22 protein-coding genes are annotated in these 26,064 nt (G+C 71.9%); 7 read left to right on the top strand and 15 right to left on the bottom strand.

Going from position 1 to position 26,064, the window contains the following annotated elements; all coding sequences use genetic code 11:
- Positions 1-131 precede the first annotated feature (131 nt).
- Positions 132-2,615, top strand: a complete 2,484-nt coding sequence (pepN, locus tag BCD48_RS07605) for an aminopeptidase N (RefSeq protein WP_071047560.1) — start codon at positions 132-134, stop codon at positions 2,613-2,615.
- 9 nt (positions 2,616-2,624) lie between these two features.
- On the opposite strand, the gene BCD48_RS07600 is transcribed toward pepN, so the two are convergent.
- The 3 genes from BCD48_RS07600 to BCD48_RS07590 form a co-directional block, all read right to left on the bottom strand.
- Complete coding sequence (locus BCD48_RS07600) at positions 2,625-4,265, bottom strand: N-acyl-D-amino-acid deacylase family protein (RefSeq protein ID WP_071047559.1); 1,641 nt, start codon at positions 4,263-4,265, stop codon at positions 2,625-2,627.
- 141 nt (positions 4,266-4,406) lie between these two features.
- Positions 4,407-7,010: a CoA transferase gene (locus tag BCD48_RS07595; protein ID WP_241841571.1), complete on the bottom strand. Its 2,604-nt coding sequence runs from the start codon at positions 7,008-7,010 to the stop codon at positions 4,407-4,409.
- Positions 7,007-8,020: an LLM class flavin-dependent oxidoreductase gene (locus BCD48_RS07590; protein ID WP_071047558.1), complete on the bottom strand. Its 1,014-nt coding sequence runs from the start codon at positions 8,018-8,020 to the stop codon at positions 7,007-7,009. Before BCD48_RS07590 ends, BCD48_RS07595 begins: the two co-directional genes overlap by 4 nt.
- A gap of 428 nt (positions 8,021-8,448) precedes the next feature.
- Between BCD48_RS07590 and BCD48_RS07585 the strand changes: the two genes are divergently transcribed.
- The 3 genes from BCD48_RS07585 to BCD48_RS07575 all read left to right on the top strand — a co-directional run bounded on the left by BCD48_RS07585 (position 8,449) and on the right by BCD48_RS07575 (position 10,998).
- Positions 8,449-8,901 carry a Zn-ribbon domain-containing OB-fold protein gene (locus BCD48_RS07585; RefSeq protein WP_071047557.1) on the top strand — a complete coding sequence of 151 codons (453 nt, stop codon included), beginning with the start codon at positions 8,449-8,451 and terminating at the stop codon, positions 8,899-8,901.
- A 5-nt stretch (positions 8,902-8,906) separates the two neighbouring features.
- Positions 8,907-10,091, top strand: coding sequence for a thiolase family protein (locus BCD48_RS07580; protein ID WP_071047556.1), 1,185 nt, complete (start codon positions 8,907-8,909; stop codon positions 10,089-10,091).
- 88 nt (positions 10,092-10,179) lie between these two features.
- Positions 10,180-10,998, top strand: a complete 819-nt coding sequence (locus BCD48_RS07575) for an SDR family NAD(P)-dependent oxidoreductase (RefSeq protein WP_083418295.1) — start codon at positions 10,180-10,182, stop codon at positions 10,996-10,998.
- Positions 10,999-11,466: 468 nt separating this feature from the next.
- On the opposite strand, the gene BCD48_RS07570 is transcribed toward BCD48_RS07575, so the two are convergent.
- From BCD48_RS07570 to BCD48_RS07530, 9 genes are all read right to left on the bottom strand, one after another.
- On the bottom strand, positions 11,467-12,714 hold the full coding sequence (locus BCD48_RS07570; protein ID WP_071047554.1) for an amidohydrolase family protein: 1,248 nt from the start codon (positions 12,712-12,714) through the stop codon (positions 11,467-11,469).
- Positions 12,715-12,821: 107 nt separating this feature from the next.
- Entirely contained in the window at positions 12,822-13,700 is an 879-nt protein-coding gene (locus BCD48_RS07565) for a TIGR03619 family F420-dependent LLM class oxidoreductase (RefSeq protein WP_071047553.1), read from the bottom strand.
- Entirely contained in the window at positions 13,697-14,626 is a 930-nt protein-coding gene (locus BCD48_RS07560; RefSeq protein ID WP_083418293.1) for an alpha/beta hydrolase, read from the bottom strand. Before BCD48_RS07560 ends, BCD48_RS07565 begins: the two co-directional genes overlap by 4 nt.
- On the bottom strand, positions 14,623-15,459 hold the full coding sequence (locus tag BCD48_RS07555; protein ID WP_071047552.1) for an SDR family NAD(P)-dependent oxidoreductase: 837 nt from the start codon (positions 15,457-15,459) through the stop codon (positions 14,623-14,625). Before BCD48_RS07555 ends, BCD48_RS07560 begins: the two co-directional genes overlap by 4 nt.
- A complete protein-coding gene (locus BCD48_RS07550) occupies positions 15,452-15,661 on the bottom strand; it encodes a ferredoxin (RefSeq protein ID WP_071047630.1) in 210 nt (69 codons plus the stop codon). Before BCD48_RS07550 ends, BCD48_RS07555 begins: the two co-directional genes overlap by 8 nt.
- Positions 15,658-16,548: an LLM class F420-dependent oxidoreductase gene (locus BCD48_RS07545; RefSeq protein ID WP_071047551.1), complete on the bottom strand. Its 891-nt coding sequence runs from the start codon at positions 16,546-16,548 to the stop codon at positions 15,658-15,660. Before BCD48_RS07545 ends, BCD48_RS07550 begins: the two co-directional genes overlap by 4 nt.
- Positions 16,545-17,861 (bottom strand): cytochrome P450, encoded by a 1,317-nt coding sequence (locus BCD48_RS07540; RefSeq protein ID WP_083418292.1) that lies wholly within the window; start codon positions 17,859-17,861, stop codon positions 16,545-16,547. Before BCD48_RS07540 ends, BCD48_RS07545 begins: the two co-directional genes overlap by 4 nt.
- 65 nt (positions 17,862-17,926) lie before the next feature.
- Positions 17,927-18,124, bottom strand: coding sequence for a ferredoxin (locus BCD48_RS07535; protein WP_071047550.1), 198 nt, complete (start codon positions 18,122-18,124; stop codon positions 17,927-17,929).
- Complete coding sequence (locus BCD48_RS07530; RefSeq protein WP_071047549.1) at positions 18,121-19,332, bottom strand: cytochrome P450; 1,212 nt, start codon at positions 19,330-19,332, stop codon at positions 18,121-18,123. The genes BCD48_RS07535 and BCD48_RS07530 overlap by 4 nt, the downstream gene beginning before the upstream one ends.
- A gap of 395 nt (positions 19,333-19,727) precedes the next feature.
- Here BCD48_RS07530 and BCD48_RS07525 point away from each other — a divergent pair, with 395 nt between their 5' ends.
- The 3 genes from BCD48_RS07525 to BCD48_RS07515 are packed head-to-tail and all read left to right on the top strand — an operon-like array spanning position 19,728 to position 21,777.
- Complete coding sequence (locus BCD48_RS07525) at positions 19,728-19,919, top strand: hypothetical protein (RefSeq protein WP_071047548.1); 192 nt, start codon at positions 19,728-19,730, stop codon at positions 19,917-19,919.
- Positions 19,916-21,523, top strand: a complete 1,608-nt coding sequence (locus BCD48_RS07520) for a FadR/GntR family transcriptional regulator (protein WP_071047547.1) — start codon at positions 19,916-19,918, stop codon at positions 21,521-21,523. The genes BCD48_RS07525 and BCD48_RS07520 overlap by 4 nt, the downstream gene beginning before the upstream one ends.
- A complete protein-coding gene (locus tag BCD48_RS07515) occupies positions 21,505-21,777 on the top strand; it encodes a hypothetical protein (RefSeq protein ID WP_198543132.1) in 273 nt (90 codons plus the stop codon). Before BCD48_RS07520 ends, BCD48_RS07515 begins: the two co-directional genes overlap by 19 nt.
- Before the next feature lie 307 nt (positions 21,778-22,084).
- Here BCD48_RS07515 and BCD48_RS07510 read toward each other — a convergent pair whose 3' ends face one another.
- The 3 genes from BCD48_RS07510 to BCD48_RS07500 all read right to left on the bottom strand — a co-directional run bounded on the left by BCD48_RS07510 (position 22,085) and on the right by BCD48_RS07500 (position 25,973).
- Positions 22,085-23,548: a DHA2 family efflux MFS transporter permease subunit gene (locus BCD48_RS07510; RefSeq protein WP_071047545.1), complete on the bottom strand. Its 1,464-nt coding sequence runs from the start codon at positions 23,546-23,548 to the stop codon at positions 22,085-22,087.
- A 182-nt stretch (positions 23,549-23,730) separates the two neighbouring features.
- A complete protein-coding gene (locus tag BCD48_RS07505) occupies positions 23,731-24,375 on the bottom strand; it encodes a TetR/AcrR family transcriptional regulator (RefSeq protein ID WP_071047544.1) in 645 nt (214 codons plus the stop codon).
- A 443-nt stretch (positions 24,376-24,818) separates the two neighbouring features.
- Positions 24,819-25,973 carry a thiolase family protein gene (locus BCD48_RS07500; protein WP_071047543.1) on the bottom strand — a complete coding sequence of 385 codons (1,155 nt, stop codon included), beginning with the start codon at positions 25,971-25,973 and terminating at the stop codon, positions 24,819-24,821.
- Positions 25,974-26,064: the final 91 nt, after the last annotated feature.

The following is a 26,064-nucleotide window of genomic DNA, read 5'->3' as shown; positions in this document are numbered from 1 at the left end:
CCCGACCGCCGGTGATTTCCCCGGTCCGCGATGACCGAGGCGGCAATCCGGCGCGACTAGGTCCTGTCTGACGGCCTCCGGCCACGCGAGGCTTCGCCATCATCGCATGGCCTTTGGCCTAGGGTGGACCAATGGTGGCATTGACCAGGCCGGAGGCGGTACGGCGAGCGGATTCGGTCGACGTCGACCGCTACGCGATCGAGCTGGATCTCACCGAGCCGGGCGACTTCTTCGCCTCCACCACGACGATCACCTTCACCGCCCGTGAACCGGAGACGTTCGTCGAGCTGTTCTGCGAGGAACTGTTCGAGGTCGTTCTCGACGGCGCGGTCCAGCCGGTCGAATCGTTCGAAGGCGGCCGACTGCCGGTACATGGCCTGGGCGGGCGGCATGAACTGCTTGTCAGGGCGCGCATGCGCTACTCGCATGACGGTGAGGGCCTGCACCGGTTCGTCGACCCGGCCGACGGAGGCGTCTACCTGTGCGCGACGTCGTCGGTCGACAACGCGAAGCGGTGGTTCGCCTGCTTCGACCAGCCGGACCTGAAGGCCCGCGTCAGCATGCGGGTCCAGTGCCCGCCGGACTGGACGGTCGTCGGCAACGGCGCGGCGACGCGGACCGGGCCGGGCGCCTGGGAGCTGGCCGAGACCAGGCCCATCTCGACCTACCTCGTCACCCTGGTGGCCGGGCCGTGGCATTCGGTGCGCGGGGAGCACGACGGCATTCCGCTCGGCCTGCACGTCCGGCGCTCCCTGTCGGCTGAGCTCGACCGTGACGCGGCCGAGCTCCTGCGGCTGACCGCCGATTCCCTAGACGCCTTCCACGAGCTGTTCGAGGTGCACTACCCGTTCGGCGAATACCACCAGGCCTTCGTCCCGGAGTTCAACTGGGGCGCGATGGAGAATCCCGGCTGCGTCACCTTCCGCGACCAGTTGATCTTTCGGTCGCGGCCGAGCGAGGCGGAGCTGCTCGGCCGGGCGAACACGATCGTCCACGAGATGGCGCACATGTGGTTCGGCGACCTGGTGACCATGCGCTGGTGGGACGACCTGTGGCTCAACGAGTCCTTCGCCGAGTACCTGGCCCGCCGCGTCACCCCGCTGGTGTCGGGCATGCCGGCGGGACCCGACTTCGCCGCGGCGCGCAAGAGCTGGGGCTACGCCGCCGACCGCCGCGCCACCACCCATCCGGTCGCCGGCAACGGCGCCACGGACGCCCGCTCCGCGCTGGACGACTTCGACGGCATCTCCTACGCCAAGGGCGCCAGCGTGCTGCGGCAGCTGGCTGCCTACCTGGGCGAGGACATGTTCCTGGGCGGGTTGCGCGAGCACGTCCGTTCGCACGCCTACGGCAACGCCACGTTCGCCGACCTGCTCGCGTCCTGGTCCGCCCAGGCGGGCCCCGGCACGCCCACCGGCACCGACCTCTCGCGGTGGGCCCACGAGTGGCTGCGTCTCGCCGGCGTCGACATCGTCGCCGTCGAGACCGGGCCGTCCGGGGCCGTCCTGCGCCGCCAGCCGCCGGTGTTCGGGCCGGCGGCCGACCGTCCCCATGCCATGACCGTCGCCGTGCTTCCGGGCGGCGGCACGCCGACCGAGGTCGTCCTCGGCCGCGCGCCGGTCCTGGTCCCGGCGGCCGGTCCCGGCGAGATCGTGCTTCCTAGCGCCGGCGACGAGACCTGGGCGACGATCCGGCTGGCCGCCGGCCAGTGGGAACGTCTGCCCGCCGTCATGGCCGTGGCCGGTGACGCCGTGGCCCGCTCGGTGGCGTGGAACGCGCTGCGTACCGGCCTGGCCGACGGGCTCGTGTCGCCCGAGCTCGCGGTGCGGACGGTCGCGGCCGGCATGCCGAACGAGCTCGATGTCGTCACCGCGCGGCTGCTGCCGTGGATCACCGCCGCGGTGTCCCTGTACCTCGCGCCGGGCCCGGAGCGCGCGGCGGCGATCACCGTCCTCACCGACGCGACCGAGGGGTTGCTCGCGGACGCGAAACCTGGCGGCAGCGGTCAGCTGACCGCTGCCCGCGGCTGGGTCGGGCTCACCGACGACCTCGACGCCCTGCGCGCCTGGCGTCCAGGTGGCGAGCCGTTCGCGGGCCTGACCGTCGACGACGAACTGAGCTGGCTGGTCCTGGAACGACGAGCCGCCCTCGGCGACCTCACCCTCGACCAGATCGAGGCGGCCTACGCTGCGGACCGCACGGCGTCCGGCCTGGTACACGCGACCCGCTGCCGGGCGCTGCGCCCCGACCCGGACGCGAAGGCGGCGGCGTGGGCGGAGCTCATCGACCCGGCCAGCACGATGTCCCACTATCAGCTGTCCGCGCTGGCCGGCGGGATCTGGGTGGCCGGGCAGGAGGACCTGGCGGCGCCCTACGCGCGGCGGTGGTTCGACGACCTGCCGGCAACCGCCCAGTTCCGGGGCACGATGTCGCTGGCGAGACTCGCCGAGCTGTGCTTCCCGGCGCTAGCCGTCGCCCCGGAGACCCTCGCCTGGGCCGAGCGGTTCGCGACGCGCACCGACGTCCCGTCCGGCCTGCGCCGAACCGCCTCCGACGGCGCCGACGACCTCCGCCGCGCCCTCGCCCTCCGCGCCGCGGCCACCAAGGGAACCTGACCACCCGTCCTAAGCACGTAGGAGGCGGCCGGGAGCGGTGTCGGGGATCTCCTCGCCGGCGGTGCGGGTGGCGACGCCGTTGACCCAGAGGTGCTCGACGCCGGTGCTGCGGACCAGCAGGCGGTCGGCGCCGCCCGGCTGGTCGTGGGCCCGCACGATGGGAGTCGTACCGACGGTGTCCGGGTCGAAGGCGACGAGGTCCGCGTAGAAGCCAGGCTGGACGAGCCCGCGGTCGGCGACACGGAAGACCTGGTGCGGGTGCCCGGTGAGCCGCCAGACGGCCTCCTCCAGGCTCAGCGCCTTGCGCTCGCGCACCCAGTGGCCGAGCAGGTGGGTCGAGTAGCAGGCGTCGCAGAGCTGGCTCGCGTGCGCGCCGGCGTCCGACAGGCCCAGCAGGGTCCGCTTGTCGGCAAGCAGGTCGGCGAGCTCGGCGTCACCGTCGTTCTCCAGGACGACGCGGAAGCGGGTCGTGCCGGTGTCGGCGAGCGCCAGGTCGATCATCAGGTCGAACGGTGTGGTGCCGCGCTCGCTGGCCAGCCGGTCCAGCGGGATGCCGACGAGGCCGTGGTGGGTCTCGGTCTCCTCGACGTCGATCTTGTGCCAGCGGTGGCCCCAGGCCGCCAGCGTCGCCGGGCGCGCCCGGTCCCGCCAGGAGGCGTCCCGGTACAGGTCCGCCCGCCGCTCCCGCGGCAGGGCGAGCACCTCTTTCCACTCGTCCACGGCGGCGAGCGGGGTCGGGTCGTCCATGGTGGTCTGCATGACGATCGGCCGGCAGGCGATCTGTGGGTAGACCTCGCCGGGCAGCGCGGCGCCGCGCTCGACGGTGCGCAGCGCGGCGCCCGGCTTCTCCGGCCGGGTGACCAGCGCCGTCCACGTGACCGGGATGCCGTAGCGGGTGGCGATCTCGGAGAACTGGTCGACGAACAGGCCGGGCCCGATCGAGACGGCGAGCACGCCCTTGCCGGCCTCGCCCAGGACCTCAGCCAGCTGGTAGACCTCGTCGACCTCGGCGAACCGGCTCGGCACGGGCCGGCCGTAGGCGCCGGAGTGCGCGGGCTGGCGGGACGTGGAGAACCCGATCGCGCCGGCGTCGAGCGCCTCCCGCACGAGCCGGCGCATCGTCGCCAGCTCGTCGTCCGTGGCCGGGCGCTCCTCGCCGCCGGTGACGAACAGCCGCAGCGGGGAGTGGCCGATGAAGACGCCGACGTTGAGGCGCTTGGCGCGGGCGTCGAGCGCGGCAAGATATTCGGGGAACGTCTCGAAGCACCAGTCGATGCCGGCGTTCAGCGCCTCCATCGACATGCCTTCGACGTTCTCCAGGAGCCGGACGATCAGGTCGCGGTGCTCCGGACGGGTCGGGGCGACGCCGAAACCGCAGTTGCCCATGACGACGCTGGTGACCCCGTGCCAGCTCGACGGGGTGAGGTCGCCGTCCCAGAGGATCTGGGCGTCGTAGTGGGTGTGCACGTCGATGAAGCCGGGCGCGAGCACCAGGCCGCGCAGGTCGACGATCTCGGTGCCTGCCTCGGGCACGAGCTCGCCCGGCTCGGCGACGGCGGCGATCCGGTCACCGGTGACGGCGACGTCCGCCGGCCGGGCCGGCGCTCCGCTTCCGTCGATCAGCGTGGCGTTGCGCAGCAACAGGTCCATCGAGGCTCCATCGGTCATCCGGCGAACCGAGCACACACAAATTAGCAAACACTCGCTCACTTATCGACCGATGCGTGCTCGTCACGGGCCGGCGGCTGTCTCCGGCCGCCATCCGTGGGGTGGACGTTCGCTGCCGCGGGGCTAGAGCTGGCGGACGATCTTGGCGGCCAGCAGGGCATCGACGTCCTGCGCGGGAAGGCCGAGATCGGACAGAATGGCGATGCTGTGCTCGCCGATGCCGGGAAGCGCCAGGGTGGGACCACCCGACGGCGGCTGACCGAGGCGGGGGAGCGGGCCGATCTGTTCGAAATGGCCCCAGTCGGCGACCTCGTAGGCGGCGACGCGGCCCAGCTGCCGGTTGAGCGGGTCGTCGAGGATGCCACGGCGGAAGTCGTCGCGACTCGTCGGCCGTACCAGCTCCGCCAGCAGGCCCTCGGCGCGCAGGCGGGCCACCCAGGCCGCGGCCGTGCCGCCCGCGAACGCCTTCTCCAGGAGCGTCTCGGCCTCGCGGGCCGCCGTGTCGTGGGCGCCGCCGCGCAACGGAGCGTAGGTCGCGAGCCGGCCTCCGGCCGGCGGGGGCTCGCCCCCCGCCAGCACCGCGCGCAGGCGCGTCCAGGAGCGCTCGTCCGGCAGCACCAGCGCGAACCACTCCCCGTCACCGGCCTGGTAGAGGCGGTAGCCGGGGCCGTAGCCGGTCTGCTCCTGGTCCAGGGCGGGGCCGGCGACGAGGGAGCCGTCGCGCAGGAAGGACCCGCTCTGCAGCAGCATCCCGGCGCCGAGCAGGCTGGTCGCGACCTGCTGCCCCTCGCTTCTCACGGCCTGGGCGTACAGACCGGCGAGGATCCCGGCCGCCGCCACCCAGCCACCGGTCACGTCGATGGGGATCCAGGTCGCCGCGATCGGCTCGTTGCCGTCGCCGCCGATGGCCCGCTCCAGGCCGGTGACCGCCTGCATGAGCGCGTCGTTGCCGGGCTGCTTCGCCCGTGGGCCGGTGGGCCCGAAGGCGCTGGCGTGGCTGTAGACCGCGCGCGGGTTGAGCCGGCCGACGTCGGCGGCGCCGATGCCGAGCCGCTCGGCGACGCCGACGCGGAAGTTGTGCAGGACGACGTCGGCCCAGCGGATCAGCCGCTCGACCACGGGCCGGGCCTCGGGGGCGGTGATGTCGATCGCGATGCTGCGCTTGCCTCGCTGGCAGGCCGCGACCGCGTAGGCGGCGGCGCGCATCGCCTCGCCCTCGGGCGGCTCGACCTTGATGACCTCGGCACCGAGGTCGGCGAGCACCTGGGCGGCGAGGGGCCCGGCGACGAACGCGGAGAAGTCGACGACCCGCACGCCGCGCAGCGGCGCCGCGTTGCCGGCGGCCGCATCGTTGGCAACGCCGTCGTCCGCGTCGTTGGCCGCGGTGTCGCCGGCGGCGTTGAGGTTGGCGGCGTTGAGGTTGGCGTCGGCGGAACCGTCTCCGGGCGGCGTCCCGGCCGCTGCCCGGGCCACCGGCCGCTCCTGCGTCCACGGGCCGGCCGGGGTCTCGGGATGGGGCAGCGGGCCGACCGCGATCGGGGAGCCCAGCATGACCTCGGGATGGCCGTCGTGATCGCGCGCGACGGCCAGGCCGATCTCGGCCAGGTGCGGGTCGCGTAACGCCTCGCCAGGGCCGAGGACCGGTTCGCAGGCGACGCCGGCTTCGCGCAGCCGCTCGATCCAGACGTCCCTGGGCCGCAGCGCGAACGGGGCGCGCCAGCGCTTCGCGCGGTCCTGCAGCTTCCCGGTGGCCTGGTCGGTGTAGTAGCCCTCGACGCTCGGCTCGTCGCCGAGGACCTCGATGAGCTTGGCGTACATGCCCTTACCGCCGAACCAGACCTGGATCAACTCGCCGTCCGCGCAGCGGTAGAGGAAGTTCGGGAAGGTCGAGCCGAGCTCCCAGTAGCCCTCGATCTCGGGCCGCGCCCGCTCGGAGCGCCCGATCATGCAGCCCAGCGTCGCGAGCATGCCGTCGTAGAGCGACGTCTCCACCCAGCCGCCGCCGCCCGTCGTGGCCCGGCGGCGCAGCAGCGCGAGCACGGAGGCGGTGAGCAGGGCGGCGGTCCCGATTCCGGGCGCGCGGACGTCGACGAAGATCGGCCCTGGCCGGTGGCCGGCGAGCTGGGTGCAGAAGCCGGAACGGGCCTCGACGAGCAGGCCGTAGTCCTCGACGGCTCCGGTCGAGGTCCGGCTGGGGCGGCAGCGGGCGTAGACGAGGCCGGGGTTGGCGGCGCGCAGGTCGAGGTGGCCGAGCCCGCGGCCCTCCACCAGCGCCTCGGGGCCGTAGACGAGCGCGGCGTCGGCCTCGGCGAGCAGCGCCCGCACCGGCTCGGCGTCGTCGGTCCCGACGATCCGCTTGTCACGGTGCCAGGCCTCGCCCCAGGGCACGTCCGCGTCGATCCCCGGGCTCGTCTGGCCGACGACGCGGACGACGTCCGCGCCGAGATCCGCGAGCAGCCTGCCCGGCACGCCGCCGGCGAGGCCGAGGCCGAGTTCGCTGGTCCCGACGGCAACCTCGACGACCCGCAGCCCGGTCAGAGGGCCGGCGGCCTTTGTCTCCGGGGTCGTCTGGCCAAAGGGTGCGCGAAAATGCTCTTCCTTCGCGTGCCCGGCGGCCTTTATCTGTGGGGTCGTCTGGCCAAAGGGCGCGCGAAAATGCTCTTCCTTCGCGTGCCCGGCGGCCTTTATCTGTGGGGTCACTGAGGGCCGGGTAGCCGCCGCCGTCATGGCGACACCAGCCCGGAGGGCGCCGCGACCGGGCTGCCCGAACCGGCTGGCGCCGGCGGCGCGGTGGGCAGGGTCAGGCGAGGGAGGACGTCCTCGGTGGCCAGCTGGACGACCTCGAGGGTGTTCTCGTGCGCCGCCGGCGAGATGATGAAGTGGCGCACGCCGGCGTCGACGTACTGCTGCAGCCGGGCGGCCACCTCGGCCGGCGTGCCGGCGGGGGCGATCCGGTCGAGCATCGCCGACGGCTTGTCGCCGTAGGCGCCGCCGAGGAACGAGGCGACGTCGGCCCGTGCCCGGTCGCCGTCGCGGCGGACCGAGCAGTAGACGTACATCATCCACTCGAAGCCGCCCAGGTCGCGGCCTATGGCCGCCGCCTCGGCGCGGATCGTCTCGACCGAGCGGACGTACGCGCTCGGTGACATGAGGTACGGCATCCAGCCGTCGCCGAGCCTGGCCGCGCGGCGCATCGCCGGGGCCTTGCGGCCCGAGACCAGAAACGGCGGGCCGCCGAGCTGGCCGGTGGTCGCCATCCTGTCCCCGGGCGGCGGGGCGACCGGGCGCAGCGTCACGTTGTCGACGTCGAAGAACCGTCCGTGGTGGCTGACCTGGCCGCCGCCCCAGAGCGTGCGCAGCAGCGTCATCGCCTCGTCGGTGCGCGGGCCCCGTTCGCCGGGTGGCACCCCGACCGACTCGAACTCGTGCGGGAACTCGCCGCCGACCCCCACGCCGACCGAGACCCGCCCGCCGGAGCGGGCGTCCAGGTCGGCGAGCTGCTTGGCCAGCACCACCGGCTGGTAGAGCGGCAGCACCAGGATCGCGGTGCCCACTCGGACCCGCTCGGTCCAGGCCGTCATCAGGGCCAGCCGGGTGATGGCCTCGCCGGTCCCGGTGGGCGGAAGGATGTGGCCGCCCTGCCAGACGGACTCGATCGGCAGGCGCTCCACGGCCTCGAGCCAGCCTCGCTCGGGCTCCGGTAGGGCAGCTGCGCCGAAGACGATGCGGTCAGGCAACCGGGGCTCCTTCGCGACATGCCGGCGCGGCGGCTCGCGGGCCGCCGGCCCAGCGGTGCTCTGTGGTGAAGCGGCTCAATGGTGAAGCGCCGCCGGGCGGGCACGCCAGGGCAAGGCCGTGCCCGGGGCGCCGGCCTGGCGGGAATCCCGCGCGTGGACCGGCGGCGTGGCGCTAGATTGCGAAGTGAGCGTACACTCCGCAAGTCGTCCCCGCTACTGCTCCGGCCGGCGGGATGACCAGGGCGGAGGGCCGGCGCGACTGGTCGGTGCCGTGGGCGCCTGGACCGCGCCCGGCCGTGTGTACCTCCGAGCGGCGCCGTGGCCGCGCGGGCCACCACCTCGCGGCCCAGCACGTGCACCGGCACCGGCAGCACTGGCCGGCAGTACTGGTAGGCCCTTGCAGACCCAGCACCGACCAGAGGGGACCCGTGACCGCGACCGTAGGCATACCGCCCGCCGTCACCGAGGAGACCGCCGCCTTCTGGGAGGCGGCGGCCGAGGGCCGCCTGCTCGTGGAGCGCTGCGCCGGCTGCGGGGCCGAGTCGTTCCCGCCGTACGGGATGTGCCGCGCCTGCCGGAGCCGCGCCGTGGAGCACGTCGAGATCACCGGGCGGGGCCACGTCTACAGCTTCACCGTCAACTACCAGCGCTGGATGCCGGGGCTCGAGGTGCCGTACGCGTTGGTGCTGGTCGAGTGGGCCGACCACCCGGGCGTGCGGGTGTTCGGCCGGCTGCGCGGCTGCCCGCCCGAGGACGCGGCGGTCGGGATGACCGTCGAGGTCGGTTTCGAGCCGGGGCCCGGCGGCTACGCCGTCCCCAGCTTCGTCGCGGTGGCCGACGTCGGCGATGGCATCGGCGGCACCGGCGACGGTGGGGAGTGAGCGGGATGGGCGGCGAACTGTTCGAGCGGCGGGCGGTCATCTCCGGCGTCGGCCAGTCGGCGATCGGGCGCCAGGTCGACCGCTCGGGGTTCCAGCTGACCCTCGACGCGATTCTCGCGGCGGTCGCGGACGCTGGGCTGACTCTCGACGACGTCGACGGGCTGGCGATGTTCCCCGGCGGCGGCAAGGCCAACGTCCCCGGCTACGCCAACGGCGACCTCTACGAGATCCAGGACGCACTGCGGATCACGACGTCCTGGCGGCAGGGGATCGTCGAGGGGATGTGCCTGCCGTTCTATGGGCCGGCCATGGCGGTCGCGACCGGCCAGGCCCGCCACGTCGTCATCTGGCGCACGGTCAAGGAAGGCAGCGCGGCCCGCAACGCCGGCGGCCGCCCGGCGTACGGCTCGACGAACCCGACGGCCGCGGGGCCGCTGGCCTGGCTGCTGCCGGTCGGCGCGCTCTCGCCCGTCTGCCAGATCGCCCCGTACGCCACCCGGTACATGCACGAGTACGGCGTCACTCGCGAGCAGCTGGCCTGGATCCCGGTGACCCAGCGTGCGCACGCCGCGCTCAACCCGGACGCGGTTTACCGCTCGCCGCTCACCGTCGAGGACTACCTGGCGTCCAGGATGATCTCGACGCCGATCTGCCTGTACGACTGCGACGTGCCCGCCGACGGCGCCACCGCGATCGTCGTGTCCGCCGCCGAGACGGCCGCGGACCTGCGGGCGCCGGTGGCCATCGAGGCGATGGCCGGCGTCGTCGACGGGCGGCCGAGCTGGGAGCAGTGGGAGGACATGGGCCGGGTCGGCTACGCCACCGCGGCCGCGATGTGGGCGCGCACCGACCTGCGGCCGGCCGACGTCGACGTGGCCGAGATCTATGACGGCTTCGCCATCGAGGCCGTGTGGTGGCTGGAGGCGATGGGCTTCTGCGGGCCGGGGGAGGCCGGCTCGTTCGTCGAGGGCGGTAAGCGGATCGGGCTCGGCGGGGAGCTGCCGATGAACACCTGGGGCGGCCAGCTCTCCGGTGGCCGGCTGCACGCCGCGTTCGGCCACACCGCCGAGGCGGTCCGCCAGCTGCGTGGTGAGTGCGGCGAGCGGCAGGTCGCGGGCGCGCGGGTCGCCGCCGTCACCAGCGTCGGCGGCTACGAGGCCGGCGCGGCGCTGCTCACCCGGATGCCGTAGGGCGCGCGCCGCGTACGGGTCGGCAACGGAGACGACGGGCGGTGCTCAGCCGCCGTCCGTTCGAGATATCGAGGAAGGGGTGCGACAGATGGCCGGTCGGGTCGAGGGCAAGGTCGCGATCGTGACGGGGGCCGGCTCGACGCCCGGCCCGGGCGTCGGCACGGGCAAGGCCAGCGCGGTGGTGCTCGCGCGCGAGGGTGCGAGCGTGCTGCTCGTCGACCTGTTCGCGGACCGGGCCGAGGAGACGAAGAAGCTGATCGAGTCCGAGGGCGGGAAGGCGGAGGTCTTCGCCGGCGACTGCACCAAGGCCGCCGCCTGCGAGGCGATGGCGAAGGCCGCCGTCGACGCGTTCGGAACCATCGACATCCTGGTCAACAACATCGGCATGGCCTCGGTCGGCACGGTCATCGACATCACCGAGGAGGCCTGGGACAAGGCGCTGGACATCAACCTGCGCACGATGTTCCTGGCCTGCAAGTACACGCTCCCGGTGATGGCGGCGCAGGGCTCCGGCTCGGTTGTCAACATCGCGTCGATCTCCGGGCTGCGCGGGGACGGCACGATCGCCTACTCGGCCGCCAAGGGCGCCATGCTCGCGATGACCGTCGAGATGGCCTACGCCCACGGCCGCCAGGGCATCCGGGTCAACGCCATCGCCCCCGGCCACATCGTCACGCCGATGGTGCTGTCGATCCCCGGCCAGTCCTCGGACTACGTCGACACGCTGCGCAAGGAGGCCGGCCTGCTCGGCACGGAGGGCACCGGCTGGGACGTCGCCGCGGCGGTCGGCTTCCTCGCCAGCGACGACGCCCGCTGGGTCACCGGCGTCACCCTGCCCGTCGACTCCGGCGTCCTGACCGTCACCCCGCTTGCCATGGCCCGCCACCTGCGCGCGATCCCCGACTGAGGTTCAGGTCGGGCCCGCGGTCGGCAGGCGGCGGGCGGCGGCCCCCGACAGTCCGCGTCGGCGGACTGTCGGGGGCCTTCCGGATCCTGTCAGCCCTCGATCGGGGACTGGCCGATGGGCTTGTAACGGTGGGTACACCCTTGTCGTCCAGGACTGTGATCAGTCCGCCGCGCACGCACACGGCCGGCGGTGTCGGCCTTTCCGTCGCCTCCGCAGCCGGCGGCCAGGAAGGTGACCGCGGCCAAGGGCAGGGTTAAGAGCACCACCTCCGGGCGGTGTCGGAGTCGTCTATGGGGCGTGCCGATACGGGAGGTGTCGAGACGCTGCATGGTCGTCCTATCTCGCGGGTTGTCTCGGTGCGCGAAGCGGGTGCGCGGCTTCGGTCTGAGGGGGCGCCGGGAAAAGTGCCGGGAGGCCGACAGGGGAAGTGGCCAAGCCGCTGGCGCGTCCGGAGGCCCGATCCAGGACTCAGGCCGGGCTTGGGGCGTGCAGGCCGAGCAGCCCGCCCAGCGTGCCGCCGAGGATCGCCTGGCGCTCCTCGGGCTCGACGTCCTTGAACAGGTAGTCGATGACCTGGCGGCTGCGCCCGAAGGTCCCTTCGGCATGCGGGTAGTCCATGCCCCACAGCAGCGTGGAGATGCCGGTGACGTGCCGGCAGGCGATCGCCATGGGGTCCTCCTGGAAGGAGACGTGGATCTGGCGCTGGACGTACTCGCTCGGCATGAGCGGGTACGGCCAGCGCTCGTTGAGCCGGAACAGCTGGGCCATGCCCGGCTGGTCGTCGGCGGCGCGGGCGTCGTCCCACGTGCCGGCCCAGAAGTCGCGGTTCTGCCCGACTCCGAGCGTCCAGGCCTTGTCCATCGCGGCCATCGTCGAGACGAGCCAGTTGGCGTTGAACTCCACCAGCAGGAAGTGAAGATCTGGGAACCGCTCGAGCACCCCGGCACCGACCAGCGACACGACGATCCGCTGTGCGGCCACGGGGCCCAGCACGGCCGCACCCATCAAGCGGTCGACGATTAGCTGGTCGTCCAGCACCTCGCGGTTCTGGGCCTGAGCAGTGGCAATCATCGCCTGGAGTGTCGGCGCCGCGTCCTTGCGCACCTTCACGCCGCCGGTCGCCACGTGGAAGGCGATGACCATCCCGTGGGCCTGCGCCGCCGCCCACACCCGGTCGAGCGCTCGTGAGGTGTACGGGATCGGCGACGTCGCCGGAAGGATGAGCGCTCGTGCCCCCAGGGCGGCCACCCGCTCGATCTCGGCGACGGCGTCGTCGAGATCGCTCATCGGGATGGGCATGGTGGTGATCACCCGATCGCGGTACGGCCCGAAGACCTCCGCCGCGTAGTCGTTGTAGACCCGGGCGTGCGCCATCGACAGCTCGTGATGGTCGTGGGTGAACAACCCGAACAGCGCGTGGTTGGGATGCATCAGCGTCGCCCGGACGCCCTCGTGGTCGAGGTCCTCGATGATCCGGGCGGGGTCGCCGTACTGCGGCGTTCCGTCGTGGTGACGGTAACGGGCGTATGCCCAGCCTTCGAAGCCCGGCGTGTGCAGCTTCCGGAAATGGTGGTTTCCATCTTCCCCGAGCGGCTCGATCTCGAAGTCCTCCTCCCAGACCGCGAGTTCCCGCAGGTGTTTCGGAAGACGGCTGGTGAACAGATCCGTGGGCTCGACGAAATGCCCGTCCGCTGAGAGGATGATGTCCTCGACCATGAGTGGTCCCTTCCTGTTTGATCCCAGTCCTGTGTCATTCCAGCCCTGTTTGATTCCAGCCCTGTGTGCCGCCAGGTCCCGTGCCCTGACTCGTCGCGGGGTCAGGATCAGCCGGCGTTCGTCGCGATCAGCTTCGCGTAGCGATCGAGAACCGGTAGAATCTCGTCCTTGTCCACCGTGTCGAAGGCGACCACAACTTCGGCGACACCCAGTGATGCAAGGCGTTCCAGCCGGGATTGGAACCTGTCGTCGTCAATGGGGTCCTGGACCACCCAGATGACTGGGCCGGACTCTGGGCGTCCGGCCTCGGACCACCGGCGTCGAAGCTCCACGAGCCGGTTCGCGATCCAGCTGATGCTTCCGCCCGGCATCCAGCCGTCGGCCCACTGGACGATCGCCTCCATCGCGAGGCCGCGCCCGGCGGCGCCCAGGAGCACCGGGATCGAGGACTGCGCCGGCTTCGGCCAGGACCAGCTGCGCTCGAGGTTGGCGTACTGGCCGTGGTATTCGGCTTCGGTCTCGGTCCACAGCGCCCGCATGAGCTCGACGTGTTCCCGCACGATCGCCCGCCGGTTCTTCCACTCGTGCCCGTGGCTGACCAGCTCGTCGGCGTTCCAGCCGTATCCCACGCCGAGCGTGAGGCGCCCCCCGGACAGGTGGTCGAGCGTCGCGAGGGCCTTGGCCAGGGCAATCGGGTCGTGCTGGGCGGGAAGGGACGTACAGGTCGCAATCTTCATGGGAGTCCGCGCGGCGACGAACGAGAGCGCCATGTACGGGTCGAGCAGCCGCGGGTAAGTCGGAGGGATGGTGTCCCCGGCGCCCGGAAAGCAGGCGGGGTCGGAGCTGAGGGGAATGTGGGTGTGCTCACCGAGGACGAGTGAGGCGAAGCCCCGATCGGCGGCGGCGTAGGCGAGCTCGAGGAACGGCATCTGGTCCGTCGCGCGATAGAGCACGCCGACGCCCGGGAACGTGGCCGCGCCTGTCATGAGGTTTCCCTTTCTCGCAGGTACTCGCCGACGCGGGCGACGGCGTCGTCGGCCTCGGGGATGGTGCCCGCCCACAGCTGATGCGCGTGCGGCATCTCTGGGAAGAGATCGAGGCGGACGTCGACCCCGAGGCGCCGGGCCTTCTCGGCCAGGCGATGCGCGTCGTCGACGAGCGTGTCCCAGTCGCTGGCCTGGATGTACAGGGGCGGCAGGCCGGTGAGGTCGGCGTAGAGCGGCGACGCGTAGGGGTCACGCGGGTCCTGACCGGCGAGGTACTGGCCCGCGCACCACCGCGTCTCGGCGGGGCTCTGGCGTACGTCGACGTCGGCTCGGCTGGTCAGGCTGTCGGCCGTCATGGCGAGGTCGACCCAGGGCGACAGGAGCACCGCGCCCGACGGAGGCGGCAGGCCCTCGTTCCTCGCCCTCAGCAGGAGCGCGACGGCGAGCCCGCCGCCGGCCGAGTCACCGGCGACGGCCAGGTGGGCGGGGTCGAGGCCTTGTTCGAGGAGCCACCGGTAGGCGGTCAGGGCGTCCGTCACGGCGGCGGGATGGGGGTGCTCGGGCGCCAGCCGGTAGTCCACGCTCAGTGCCTGGCGGCCCGCCGCCCTGGCGAGGTGCCCGACGAGCCTGCGGTGGGAGCGGACCGAGCAGAAGCAGTAGCCGCCGCCGTGGAGGTAGAGGAGCACCCTGTTCGTCGGCGCGCCGTCGGGCCGCGCCCACTGCGCGGGCACCCCGCCAGCGTCGACATCCTCGAACGTCACCCCGTCCGGCTCGGACGTGCTGTTGCCGATCTCCTCGGCCATGGCGAGCTGCGCGGCGCGTGACGGAGGGGCCGACGCACGGGCGGCGCCGCGCTGGTCACGCAGCATCCGGTGCACCGCCCGGGCCTGCTCGCTCGCCGCCGCCATCGCCCGCGGCGAGCTCATGTGTCGGCCGGGGTGGGCCGGGCAGGCCTGCCGGCCGCGCCGGGCATGTGGGCCAGCAGTCCGCCGTTGACGTCGATGGTGGCGGCCTGCAGGTACCTGGCCTCGTCGGAGAAGAGGAACGCGACGACGGGGGCGATGTCCTCGGGCAGCGCGAGGCGGGGCATGCACACGTCGTCCAGCGCGCGGTCGAACAGCTTCTGCTGGCTGTCGGTGTAGTTGTCCTCGCCCGTCCAGCCGGTCCCGATGGTCCAGCCGGGCACCAGCGTGTTGCACCGGACGCCGGACTTGCCGTACTGGGTGGCGATGTACTTGGTCAGCATGATGCTGCCGGCCTTCGCCGCGCCGTAGGCCGCGGCGCCCGCCGCGCCGGCCAGCCCGTTGCCGGAGGACACGTTGATGATGGATCCCTCGCCGCCCCGCAGCATGTGGGGGAGCGCGGCGCGGCAGCACAGGAACTGGCTGGTCAGGCACGTCCGGATCGTCCAGTCCCACGCCTCCAGGGTCGTGTTGACCAGGTCGACCGCCGCTCCCGGATGAACCGCGTAGGCGTTGTTGTGCAGGCCATGCACCGTGCCGAACCGAGCGACCGCGGCGTCGACGAGCGCGGTCACCTCGTCCTCGACGGTCAGGTCGACGCCGAAGCCGAGCGCCGTACCGCCGGACGACTCGATCTCGCCGGCGACGGCGGCCGCGCCGTCCGCGTTCAGGTCGGCGGCGACCACCGCCGCGCCCAGTTCGGCGCACCGGACCGCGGCCGCCCGTCCCATCCCCGAAGCCGCGCCCGTGATGATGACGACCTTGCCGCTCAACGTGCCCGCTGGCTGCTCAGACATCGTTACCCATGCCTCCTGTGATCGTGATGGAGTACGTCGGGCACTGTTTGACCGCCAGGCGGACAGCTGCCTCGTACTGGGCCGGGACCTCGTCCACCCGCACGACGGAGTAGCCCTCGTCGGTCAGCTCGAACACGTCGGGAGCGTGGCCCACGCACACGCCGTGGCCGGCGCAGGCGCTCGCGTCGACCTCCGCCCTCATCGGTGGCCCCATTCGGTCGTGACGACCTTCGCGTAGCGGTCGAGCAGCGGCAGGATCTCCTCGCGGGTGGTGGTCGGGATGTCGAGAACGACCTGGTCGACCGCGAGCTCGTGGAAGCGCTCGAGCTGGACGCGCAGCCGGTCGTCGTCGACCACGTCCTGCATCGGCCACACGATGGGGCCGGACGCGGGACGGCCGGCGTCGACCCACCTGCTGCGCAGCTCGCCCAGCTTGGCGGCCAGCCACCTCCCGTGGCTCCCGCCGGGCAGCCAGCCGTCGGCCCAACCGATGATCGCCTCGAAGCCGCGGTCGCCGCCCTGGACGCCGAGAAGCACGGGTACCGAGCCCTGCGCGGGCTTCGGCCAGGACCAGCTGCGCTCGAGGTTGGCGTGCCGGCCGTGGTACTCGGCCTCCTCCCGCGTCCACAGCGCCCTCATCAGCTCGATGTGCTCGCGGACGATCTCCCGGCGGTCGGTGAAGTCCTTCCCGTGGTTGGCGAGCTCCTCCTGGTTCCAGCCGAACCCCACGCCGAGGGTGAACCGCCCGCCGGACAGATGGTCGAGCGTCGCGATGGTCTTCGCGAGCGCGATCGGGTCGTGCTGGGCGACGAGGGCGATCCCCGCGGCGATCCGCAGCGAGGTCCGCGCGGCGATGAACGCGAGCGCGACGTACGGGTCGGGGAAATGGGGGTACGCGTCCGGCAGCTCGCCGTCGATGGTGCCGGGGAACGGGGACATACGGCTTACCGGGATGTGGGTGTGCTCGCCGACGACGATGCAGTCGAAGCCGCGTTCCTCGGCGGCGCGGGCGAGCTCGACCAGCGGCATCGAGGTGTCGGTCTGCCGGTAGAGAAGTCCGACCCGCGGCTGACGGACAGGGTCCGTCATGCGGCGGCGCCCCGCGGGTCGAACTCAAGCGTGAGGCCGGTGAGGCCGCGCAGCACGAACGAGGGAACGTAGTTGAACCGGCGCGCCCCGGCGGGGCCGTGGATTTCCTCCGAGAAGCGGATGTCGCTGGTACGGGCGAGGAGCTGCTCGATGGCGACGGCCGCCTCGCTGCGCACGAGCGGGGCACCCGGGCAGGTGTGCACGCCCCGCCCGAAGGCGAGGTGCTGGCGCGCGTTGGGGCGTTCCAGCTGGAACTCCGACGGGTCCTCGAACTTCCTGGGGTCCCGGTTGGCCGCTCCGTGCAGCAGGAACACGTGGCTGCCGGCGGGGATCTCCGTCCCGCCGACCTCCGTCGGGACCCTGGCGAGCCTGAAGTCGCCCTTGACCACGCTCTCCATGCGCAGGGTCTCCTCTATGAAGTTCGGGATGAGCCCTGGCTCGGCGCGCAGCCTGGCCTGGACCTCCGGCTCCTCGGCGAGAATCCTGAACGCGCTGGAGAGGAAGCGCGTGCTGGACTCGTGGCCGGCCGCGAAGATGATCGCGGCGATGCGCACGACGTCCATGACCTCGGGCAGGGAGCCGTCCTTGAACGTGGCGGTCGCCAGACCGGTGAGCACGTCGTCCTGCGGGTTGCGACGGCGGTCCTCGACATACGTGGCGAACTTCTCGTAGAGCCAGGCGAGCGGGTTGGCGCCCATCGCTTCGCCCGTCGTGCTGCCGACGCCACCGCCCGTGGGCTGGGACATACCCTCCAGGAACCCGTCCCGGTCCTCCGGGGGAACGCCGATCAGATCCGCGATGATGAGCAGTGTGAACGGAGTGGCGAAGTCACGGATGAAATCACACCCGCCCTTGTCGATGAACGTGTCGATCTGGCGCTCGGCGACCTGACGCATGTACGCCTCGTTCTCCCGCAGGCGCTTCGGCGTGATCAGCCGCATCAGCAGCCCACGATGGGCCGTGTGCTCCGGCGGGTCGAGGCACAGCAACATGTCACTGAACGGCAGCTCGTAGCGATGCGCCTCGATCAGCGCGCTGACGTCGTGGCCCTCGAGCGGCACCGGGAACGGGAACAACGGGCCGGCCACCGAGTTGCACGAGGAATACCGCTCCGCGTCGTTCTGGATCTCGACGGCCTCCTCGAAACCGGTGACCATCACGACGCCGTGCTGGCTCTCCCGGTGCACGGGGCACTGGCCACGCAGGTACTCGAAGTACGGATACGGGTTCTCGACGAGATCCGGGCCCAGGAAGAAATCGGTCGTGCCGTAGTCAGGCATTGCTTCGGTCGTCTCCTTCTCGTTCTTCGGCATCAATCGCCCCAAAAGGGCATCTCCCGCGCCCGCGCGAGGTAGCCGGCTAATTGATGTCCCAGTCCTCAGTTCGAGAGGACGACCGCGCCTTCCGGGCACACGCTGGCGGCCTTGCGGGCCTGCGCCTCGAGCTCAGGGGGAATGTCGGCGCCGGGGGCGCGCACGACGCCGCGCCCGTCCTCGTCGTCGACGAGGAGGTCGGGCGCCGTCTCCCAGCAGCGGGCGTGCCCGGCACACAGGTCGGAGTCGATACAGATCTTCATGACGTCGCTCCTGCCGGCCAGGCGAGCCGCAGGTGGTCGACGCCACGCAACAGCGAGCTGTTCCATTCCACGTCCGTGCCCGGCTGTAGCGAGTACTCGGGGATTCGCTCGTGCCAGACCCGCACCACCGTGCGCAGCTCCATGCGCGCCAGATTTGATCCGAGGCAGCGGTGCGGTCCGCCTCCGAACGCGAAGTTGCGCATCTCGCCGCGCCGCACGTCCACCTCGTCGGCGCCCGCCAGCCCGTCCGGGTCGACGTTGGCGGAGGCGAGCATGAGGTTGACGTCCGTCCCCTTGGGGATCACGGTGCCGTCCCGGAGCGTGATGTCCCGGGTGGCCTGGCGCCCGACCGCCTGCACCGGCGTCTCCCAGCGCAGGAGCTCCTCGATGAGGTCGACCTCCGAGCCCGGCTCCTCGACCAGCATCCCGCGCGCGTCGTCGTGGCCGGCGAGGAAGGCGAAGATGCACTCCAGGGAGATGGTCACGGTGTCCAGCCCGGCGGACAGCTGCAGGAAGCAGATGCGCACTATCTCGCTGTCGGTGAGTTTCTGCCCCTCGACCTCCGCCTGCGTGAGATAGGTGATCAGGTCGTCACGCGGGTTCGCACGGCGGTCGGCCATCTCCTCGGTGAACCGGCCGTAGATCTCCATGGCCGTTTCGAGCTGGAGCTGCTGCGCCTGGCTCGGATCTTCGGCGACGACGTCTGGGCGGATCATGATGTCTTTCCAGCGCACCAGCGCGTCGCGCTGTTCCAACGGCAGGCCGAAAAGGCTCAGGAACGTCGAGCACGGCAGCGGCACCGCGACCTCCTGGGAGAAGTCGCAGCCGCCGCGGTCGATGAAGGCGTCGATCAGGTCGTTCGTGTGCTTCTCCACCGCGGGCTGCAGCGCCTTCATCCTGCGCGGCCCGAAGTAGGGGTCGAGCAGCCGGCGGTACTTCGCGTGCAGCGGCGGGTCGACATTAAGGGGGATGAGCGGCTCCTCGCTCCCCATGACCCCACCGAAGTCGGACGTGAAGTCCTGCCAGTTCTTCAGCGCGTCTTCGACGTCGCGGCGGCCCAGCAGACAGGTGATGGTGTCGTTCTCGAGCAGCGGCGTCGTCGGCCCCTGGGCCCGAAGCGCGGCGAAGTGCTCCCGAGGGCATGCCGCTCGCTCGTGTAAGAGGCGACGACGTTCCTCGTCGACGGGTGCCCGTTCGCTGTACGACATGTCGACCTTCCACGTTTGATCGAAGGTGGCAACTTCTGTGTCTGGCCAGGCAGGTGGAACAGCTGGTTCGGGCGGCCTCCGTCCCCAGAGGCGTTACTGGCCGGGCCCGTTCGGCCACTTGGCCATGGATCCCCCGTCGATCGGGATGCTCGTGCCGGTCATGCGGACGTTGCGGATCTTGCCGAACGTCACCTCGACCACCGTGTGATCTCGGTGTCGATCTCGGATGGCACACATAAACATCTGACGAGGCTGGCCGTCAAGCCTTGGTTTCCCGCACATGGCGACGACCTGGGCCGCTCTGCGAGCGGCAAACAGTTGACGAGGTGCCTCGTCTGCGGTTGTCTGCTGGTGTCGACGGGAAAGACGGGCGGGGCAGACGTGGAGACCTGGCAGTGACGAACCAGCGGCCGCGGCCGTGGCCGGACGACATCTCGCGCTTCTACAGGGACGGCGCCGCCGCGGGGCGGCTCATGCTGCAGCGCTTGAGGGGCCGGTGCGGCCAGCGGCAGGTACCGGGCGCCGAGGTCGCGGTCGTCACCAGCGGGCTCTACCCGCAGTGCGGCGCGATGGTACTGACCGCATGATCGCCCAACCCGCCGACGTCGGTTCGGCAGGCGCCGACAGGCCGGCACGGGCGCCGCGCGAGGCGAAGGTCTCGCACCTCGTCGCGATGGAGCTGCGGCGGCAGATCCTGTCCGGTGAGCTCGTCGCCGACCAGCAGCTGGCGACCGAGGCGGAGCTCACGGCCACCTTCGACGTGTCGCGGGAGACCGTGCGCGAGGCGCTGCGGGTCCTCGAGTCGCAGTCGCTGGTCGAGGTCCGGCGCGGCCGCGGTGGCGGCGCCGTCGTCCGCCGCCCCGGGCTTGCCTCGATCGGCCGCTACCTCGCGCTTCTCCTGCAGTTGCGGGGAACGACGCTGGCGGATCTGGAGGAGGCCCGGGCGGTGCTCGAGCCGCCACTCGCCGAGCGGTTCGCGGTTCGCTGCTCCGCCGCGGACCTGCACGCTCTCGGGCGGCTTCACGACCAGGAACGCGCGGCCGAGGATGATCCGCTGGCGTTCGTCATGGCCGCGGCGGGGTTCGACACGGCGGTCACCGAACGGTCTGGCAACCGCTCGGTCGGGCTCGTCGCCGGAATCTTCCGCGATGTCTACGCGGGACAGGTGTACGCGGCCGTCGCCCCCTCGGGCCCGGCGTCAGCGGAGGAGATCGCGCGGACGGTCACCGCCTGCCACAGCGCGTTCCTGGACGCCGCCCGGCGGCGCGACGGGGCGATGGCGAGAAGGGCGTGGGCCGACTACCTGGCCGTCACCAGCCCGCTCCTCGTCGACCGGGGTCGCAGCCGCCAGTCGATCGACGTCGTCCCGCTGTGGCGGCCGCGGAACGACTCCGCCGCGGCGGGGCAGTCCTCGAAGCCAGGGCAGCCGAACCGGTTGGCCGCGACGGTCGCCGACGAGATCAGGGCCCGTATCGCCGAGGGGCGGCTGGGCGACGGGGACAGGCTGCCGGGTCTGCCGGACCTGGCCGCGCAGTTCGGGGTCTCGCGGCCGACGTTGCGGGAGGCGCTCCGGACCCTGGAGATGGAGTTCCTCGTCGACCTGCGTGCCGGCGACCGCAACGGGCCCCAGATCCGGCATCCGTCGCCGCGGGTGGCGGTGCAGCTGGCCAGCACGGTCATGCAGGCCCGGCACGCCACGATGGGAGACTTCTTCCGCGCCGTCGCGATGATCGAGCCTTCCATGATCGAGCTGGCGGTGGCCAGGATGGATCCGGCCTCGCTGGCTACGCTACGGTCGTTCGCCGCGGACCTGGCGGCACGGCCGCGGGACGCCTCCGACCTGTCGGAGGTCTGGACGACGGCACGCAAGGTCATCTTCGGCGCCACGAGAAATCCGGCGCTCGCCGTCATCGCCGAAGTCCTGCAGTGGGTCCGCACGGACGCCCAGGCGAACCCCGCGGGCTCGGCCATCACCGACCCGGCGTGGCTCGCGGAGACACATCGCCTTGTCGCGCTCTTCCCGGAACTGGTCGCCGCGTTCGAGGCCGAGGACGGCGTCCGCGCCGCGCGCATCTGGGCGCAGTCCCTCGACGCCAACTCGCCGGACATCGAGTCCTCCGAGCTCGGCCGGCGGCTTGTGATCGACCTCATCGGTGAGAAGGAAGGTGTCCCGTGGACGTCGCTGACTTAGTCATGGTGAGCGTGGACGACCACGTCGTCGAGCCGGCCCACCTCTTCGAGGGCAGGCTGCCGGCGCGGTACCGGGAGAAAGCGCCGCGGTTCGTCCGTCGCGACGACGGGACGATGTCCTGGCTCTACGGCGACCAGGTCATCACCAATGTCGGGCTGAACGCCGTGGCCGGCCGTCCGCCCGAGGAGTTCGGGTTCGAGCGACGTGCATCGAGGAGATCCGGCCCGGCTGTTATGACATCCACAGCCGGGTGATGGACATGAACGCGAACGGCCTGCTCACCATGGCCCGCCACCTGCGCGCCATCCCCGACTAGTTGTCGCGTGCCCCGGGGCGCGCCTGGTGAGACAGGTCAGAGCCCCGTCCCGGATCTGCCGGGTACGGGGCTCTGACCTTCTCGAGATCTGTACCGGAGGTGGGAACGGTCGGCTCTCGCTGGCCTGGGCCGGACCCTCGCTCGGCACCTTCAGTGCTATCGGTTGGCTTGCGCGGGTGGATCGGGGTGCCGTCCGTCGCCCGGCCGCCCTTCGAAGGGGCCGAAGAACCTCCGCAGCGGGACGGTCAGGACTTGGCGGGCTCGAGGTCGAGGCGGAGGGCCGGCGCGGGTTCAACGGCGTCGCCGTCGGCGAGCTCGGTGACGGCGGCCGTCTGTCGCCGGGGCACGAGCAGGGAGCCAAGCGCTCCGGCCCCGGTGACGGCCGCGCCGACGAGAAGGGCGACGTGCAGCCCGTGGGTGAAGTCGATGGCGCTGGCGTAGCCGCCGGCCGCGGCGAACACCGAGGCCAGGACCGCGATTCCGAACACCCCGCCGACCTCGCGGACCGCGTTGTTGGTCCCGGACGCGACCCCCTCGTACTCGGGCGGCACGGACCCCATGACCACGTTGGCGACGGGGACGAAGAACAGGGCCATGCCGATGCCGGCGATGATGAAGGCGGGCACCAGGGCCAGGAACGTCGTGTCGGGGGCCAGTTCGGCGCGCATCCACAGCAGCCCGCCGGTCATCATGGTCAGTCCGGCGATCATCAGCGGGCGCCCGCCGATGCGGTCGGACAGCGGGCCGGCGATCGGCGCCACGATCAGCGGCATCGCGGTCCAGGGCAGGGTGCGCAGCCCGGCGCCCAGCGGCGAGTAGCCCATGACGTTCTGCAGGTACTGGGAGAGCAGGAAGATCGAGCCGAACATCCCGAAGGAGAAGAAGACCGAGACGGCGTTGACCGCCGCGAACCCCCGCCCGCGGAACAGGCTCAGCGGCAGCATCGGGGCGCGTCCGGCTCGCTCGGACCGCAGCTCCCAGGCGACGAAGGCGGCGAGCCCCGCCACGCCGGCGACGATGGCGCCGAGGACGCCGGCGCTGGTCCAGCCATGGTCCTGGCCGCGGACCAGGCCGAGGACGATCCCGAACAGCCCCAGGCTGACCAGGACGGTACCGGCGATGTCCAGCCGGCTTTCGGCCCCGCGGCTCTCGGTGAGGCGGGCGAACGCCAGCGGGATCGCGGCGAGGCCCAGCGGGACGTTCAGCCAGAAGATCCACTGCCAGGCGGCGCCCTGCGTGATGGCCCCGCCGACGAGCGGTCCCAACGCGATGGCCAGGCCGGACACGGCACCCCAGACGCCGAGGGCGGCCCCCCGGCGCGCCGGGGGGACAGCGGCCGACAGCAGGGTCATCGACAAGGGCAACACGATCGCCCCGCCCACGCCCTGCACGGCCCTGGCGGCGATGAGAGCGCCGACGCTCGGCGCCAGCGCGGCGGCGGCGCTGGCCACGGTGAAGATCGACAGGCCGATGGCGAAGAGGCGGCGGCGGCCGAGGCGGTCGCCCAGTGCCGCGGCGGGCAGCAGCAGGACGGCGAACGTCAGGGTATAGGCGTTCACCGTCCATTCCAGTTCGGCCAGGCTGGCGTGCAGACCCTCGCGGATCGACGGCAGCGCCATCGTGACCACCAGGTTGTCCAGGGAGGTCATGAACGCGGCGATGCACGTGATCACGAAGGTCCAGGTGAGACGGCTCCGGTCGGTGGTCATCGGTTTCCCTTCGAGGTAGTGACTGACCACTAGCTTGTGCGGGCACAGCAATGTCTTGCCGTTCAGCGAAGGTGCGCAGGCCGATGGAGCTGTCGGCGGGAGTGGCTCCTGGGCGGTGGCCGTCGATCTCCACTCAGATAGGGGAAGGACGCTTCCCTACCGGGGCCAAAGAGCCCAATACTTCAGTCGGCGTCGGCGTCGGCGTCGGCGTCCGGCTCGGTGGTGGTGCCCATGAAGCCTTTGACGAGGGCCTCCTTGCTGGCCTTCATGCCCGAGTTGCCCGAGTCGGGCTCGTCGGGAGGGCAGATGATCTGGGCCCAGCGCTCGTCGACGGCCGGCAGGTCCATGGCCGCGGAGACGTTGCAGAGCATCCCCATGGCGAAGAACGCGCGCAGCACGTCGACGTCCAGGCCGGCGAGGCGCTCGACGGCGTACCACAGGTCGCGGAACCCTCGCCGGGTCGCGGCCCGGATGTCCGGGTCGCCGCAGGCCGCGTAGGCCTGCATCTGCATGAGCAGGTAGCTGGGCTCGGCCAGCAGGCCGTTGTAGGCCTCGGCCATGGCGGTCAGCGCCTCCTGCCCGGACCGCTCACCCGCCGCGCTCTCGAACGCGGCGACCGTCCGGGCGAACGTCTCCCGCACCGCCGCCAGGAACAGGCCCTTCTTCGAGCCGAACAACCGGAACAGGTACGGCTGGGAGATCCCGACCGCCGCGGCGATCGTCTCAGTCGACGTGCCCTCCAGCCCGCCCCGGGCGAACTCCGCCACGGCCGCCGCGAGCACCGACGTGCGGCGCTCCTCCGCGGTCTGCCTCGTCCCTGTAGCCATGGCTCGAAGTTAGTGCCCAATCACTTCCTCGTCAAGCCTTGGCTCAACCGGCTTCACCCGGAGTCGCGCGGGCGACTGCGCGAGGCGACCTCGGCCGGCGGTCCGGCGACCGGCGGCCCAGCGACCAGGTCAGTTCGTGACGTTCAGCGGGTGGTGACCGTGCTGGCGCGGAGGCGCGCCTCCGCGGAGGCCCGGCCACGAGCGAAGCGATGTGCCCCGCCCGTGGCTCGTCGTGGTCTCGCGACGTTCAAGCGGGTCGTCACCGTGCTGGCGCGGAGGCGCGCCTCCGCGGAGGCATCCCTACGAGCGAAGCGATGTAGGGGTGCCGCAGCGGAGGTCGCCGTAGCGCACGTGAGCGGAGGAGGACGGCGCGCGGAGGTCCCTTCCCGCCGCGAAGCAAGGGAAGGGGCCGGAGCGCGCCGCCCGGACGGAGCGAACCAATGTCACAGCAGTTCGAGGATGGTGGCGTTGGCCTGGCCGCCGCCCTCGCACATGGTCTGCAGGCCGTAGCGGATCCCGTTGTCCCGCATGTGGCTGACCAGCGTCGTCATGATCCGGGCGCCGGAGCCGCCCAGCGGGTGGCCGAGCGCGATCGCGCCGCCGTTCGGGTTCAGCGCCTTCGCGTCGGCGCCGATGTCGGCGAGCCAGGCGAGCGGGACCGGGGCGAACGCCTCGTTCACCTCGAACGCGCCGATGTCGCCGAGGCTCAGGCCTGAGCGTGCCAGGATCTTCTGCGTCGCCGGGATCGGCGCGGTCAGCATGATGACCGGGTCCGAGCCGGCGAGCGCGACGCTGTGGATCCGGGCGATGGGGGTGAGCCCCAGCTCGGCGGCCTTCTCGCCGGTCATGATCAGCAGTGCGGCCGAGCCGTCGGAGATCTGCGAGGAGTTGCCGGCGGTGATCACGCCGCCCTCCTCGGCCGGCTTGAACACCGACTTCAGCTTGGCCAGGCCCTCGACGGTGCCGCCGCGGCGGATGCCCTCGTCCCTGCTGATGACGGTGCCGTCGGCCAGCGTCACCGGCACGATCTGCGCGTCGAAGCGGCCGTCGTCCTGCGCCGCGGCCGCCTTCTCGTGCGAGGCGATCGAGAACTCGTCGCACTGGGTGCGCGAGAGGCCCCAGCGCTCGGCGATCATCTCCGCGCCGACGCCCTGGTTCGGGAAAACTCCGTTGTACCGAGCCAGGTAGCGCTCACCGAACGGCGACTTGTCGAGTAGCGAGGCGCCCATCGGCACCCGGGACATCGACTCGACGCCGCCCGCGATGACGACGTCGTAGTGGCCGGCGACGACCCCGGCGGCCGCGAAGTGCACGGCCTGCTGGGAAGAGCCGCACTGCCGGTCGACGGTGACGCCGGTGACGGTCTCCGGGAAGCCGGCGGCCAGCGCCGCGTTGCGGCCGATGTCGAAGGTCTGCTCGCCGACCTGGCCGACGCAGCCCCATACGACGTCCTCGACCAGCGCCGAGTCCACGCCCGCCCGCTCCACCAGGGCGGCGAGCACGAGCGCCGACAGGTCGGTCGGGTGCACGCTCGAGAGCCCGCCGTTGCGCTTGCCGACCGGTGTCCGGACGGCCTCCACGATCACTGCGTCACGCATGCCAGCCGCTCCTGTTGCAGTACTGGGAGTTGTCTCTGGTAACACCGTAGTGACAGCCGCCACCGCGGTCGCCTGATCGGCTGCCGGGGCT

Source organism: Pseudofrankia coriaricola (assembly GCF_001854805.1).
Taxonomy (GTDB): Bacteria; Actinomycetota; Actinomycetes; order Frankiales; family Frankiaceae; genus Pseudofrankia.
The sequence above is the reverse complement of the archived record's forward strand: the minus strand, read 5'-3'. Positions and strand labels throughout refer to the sequence as shown.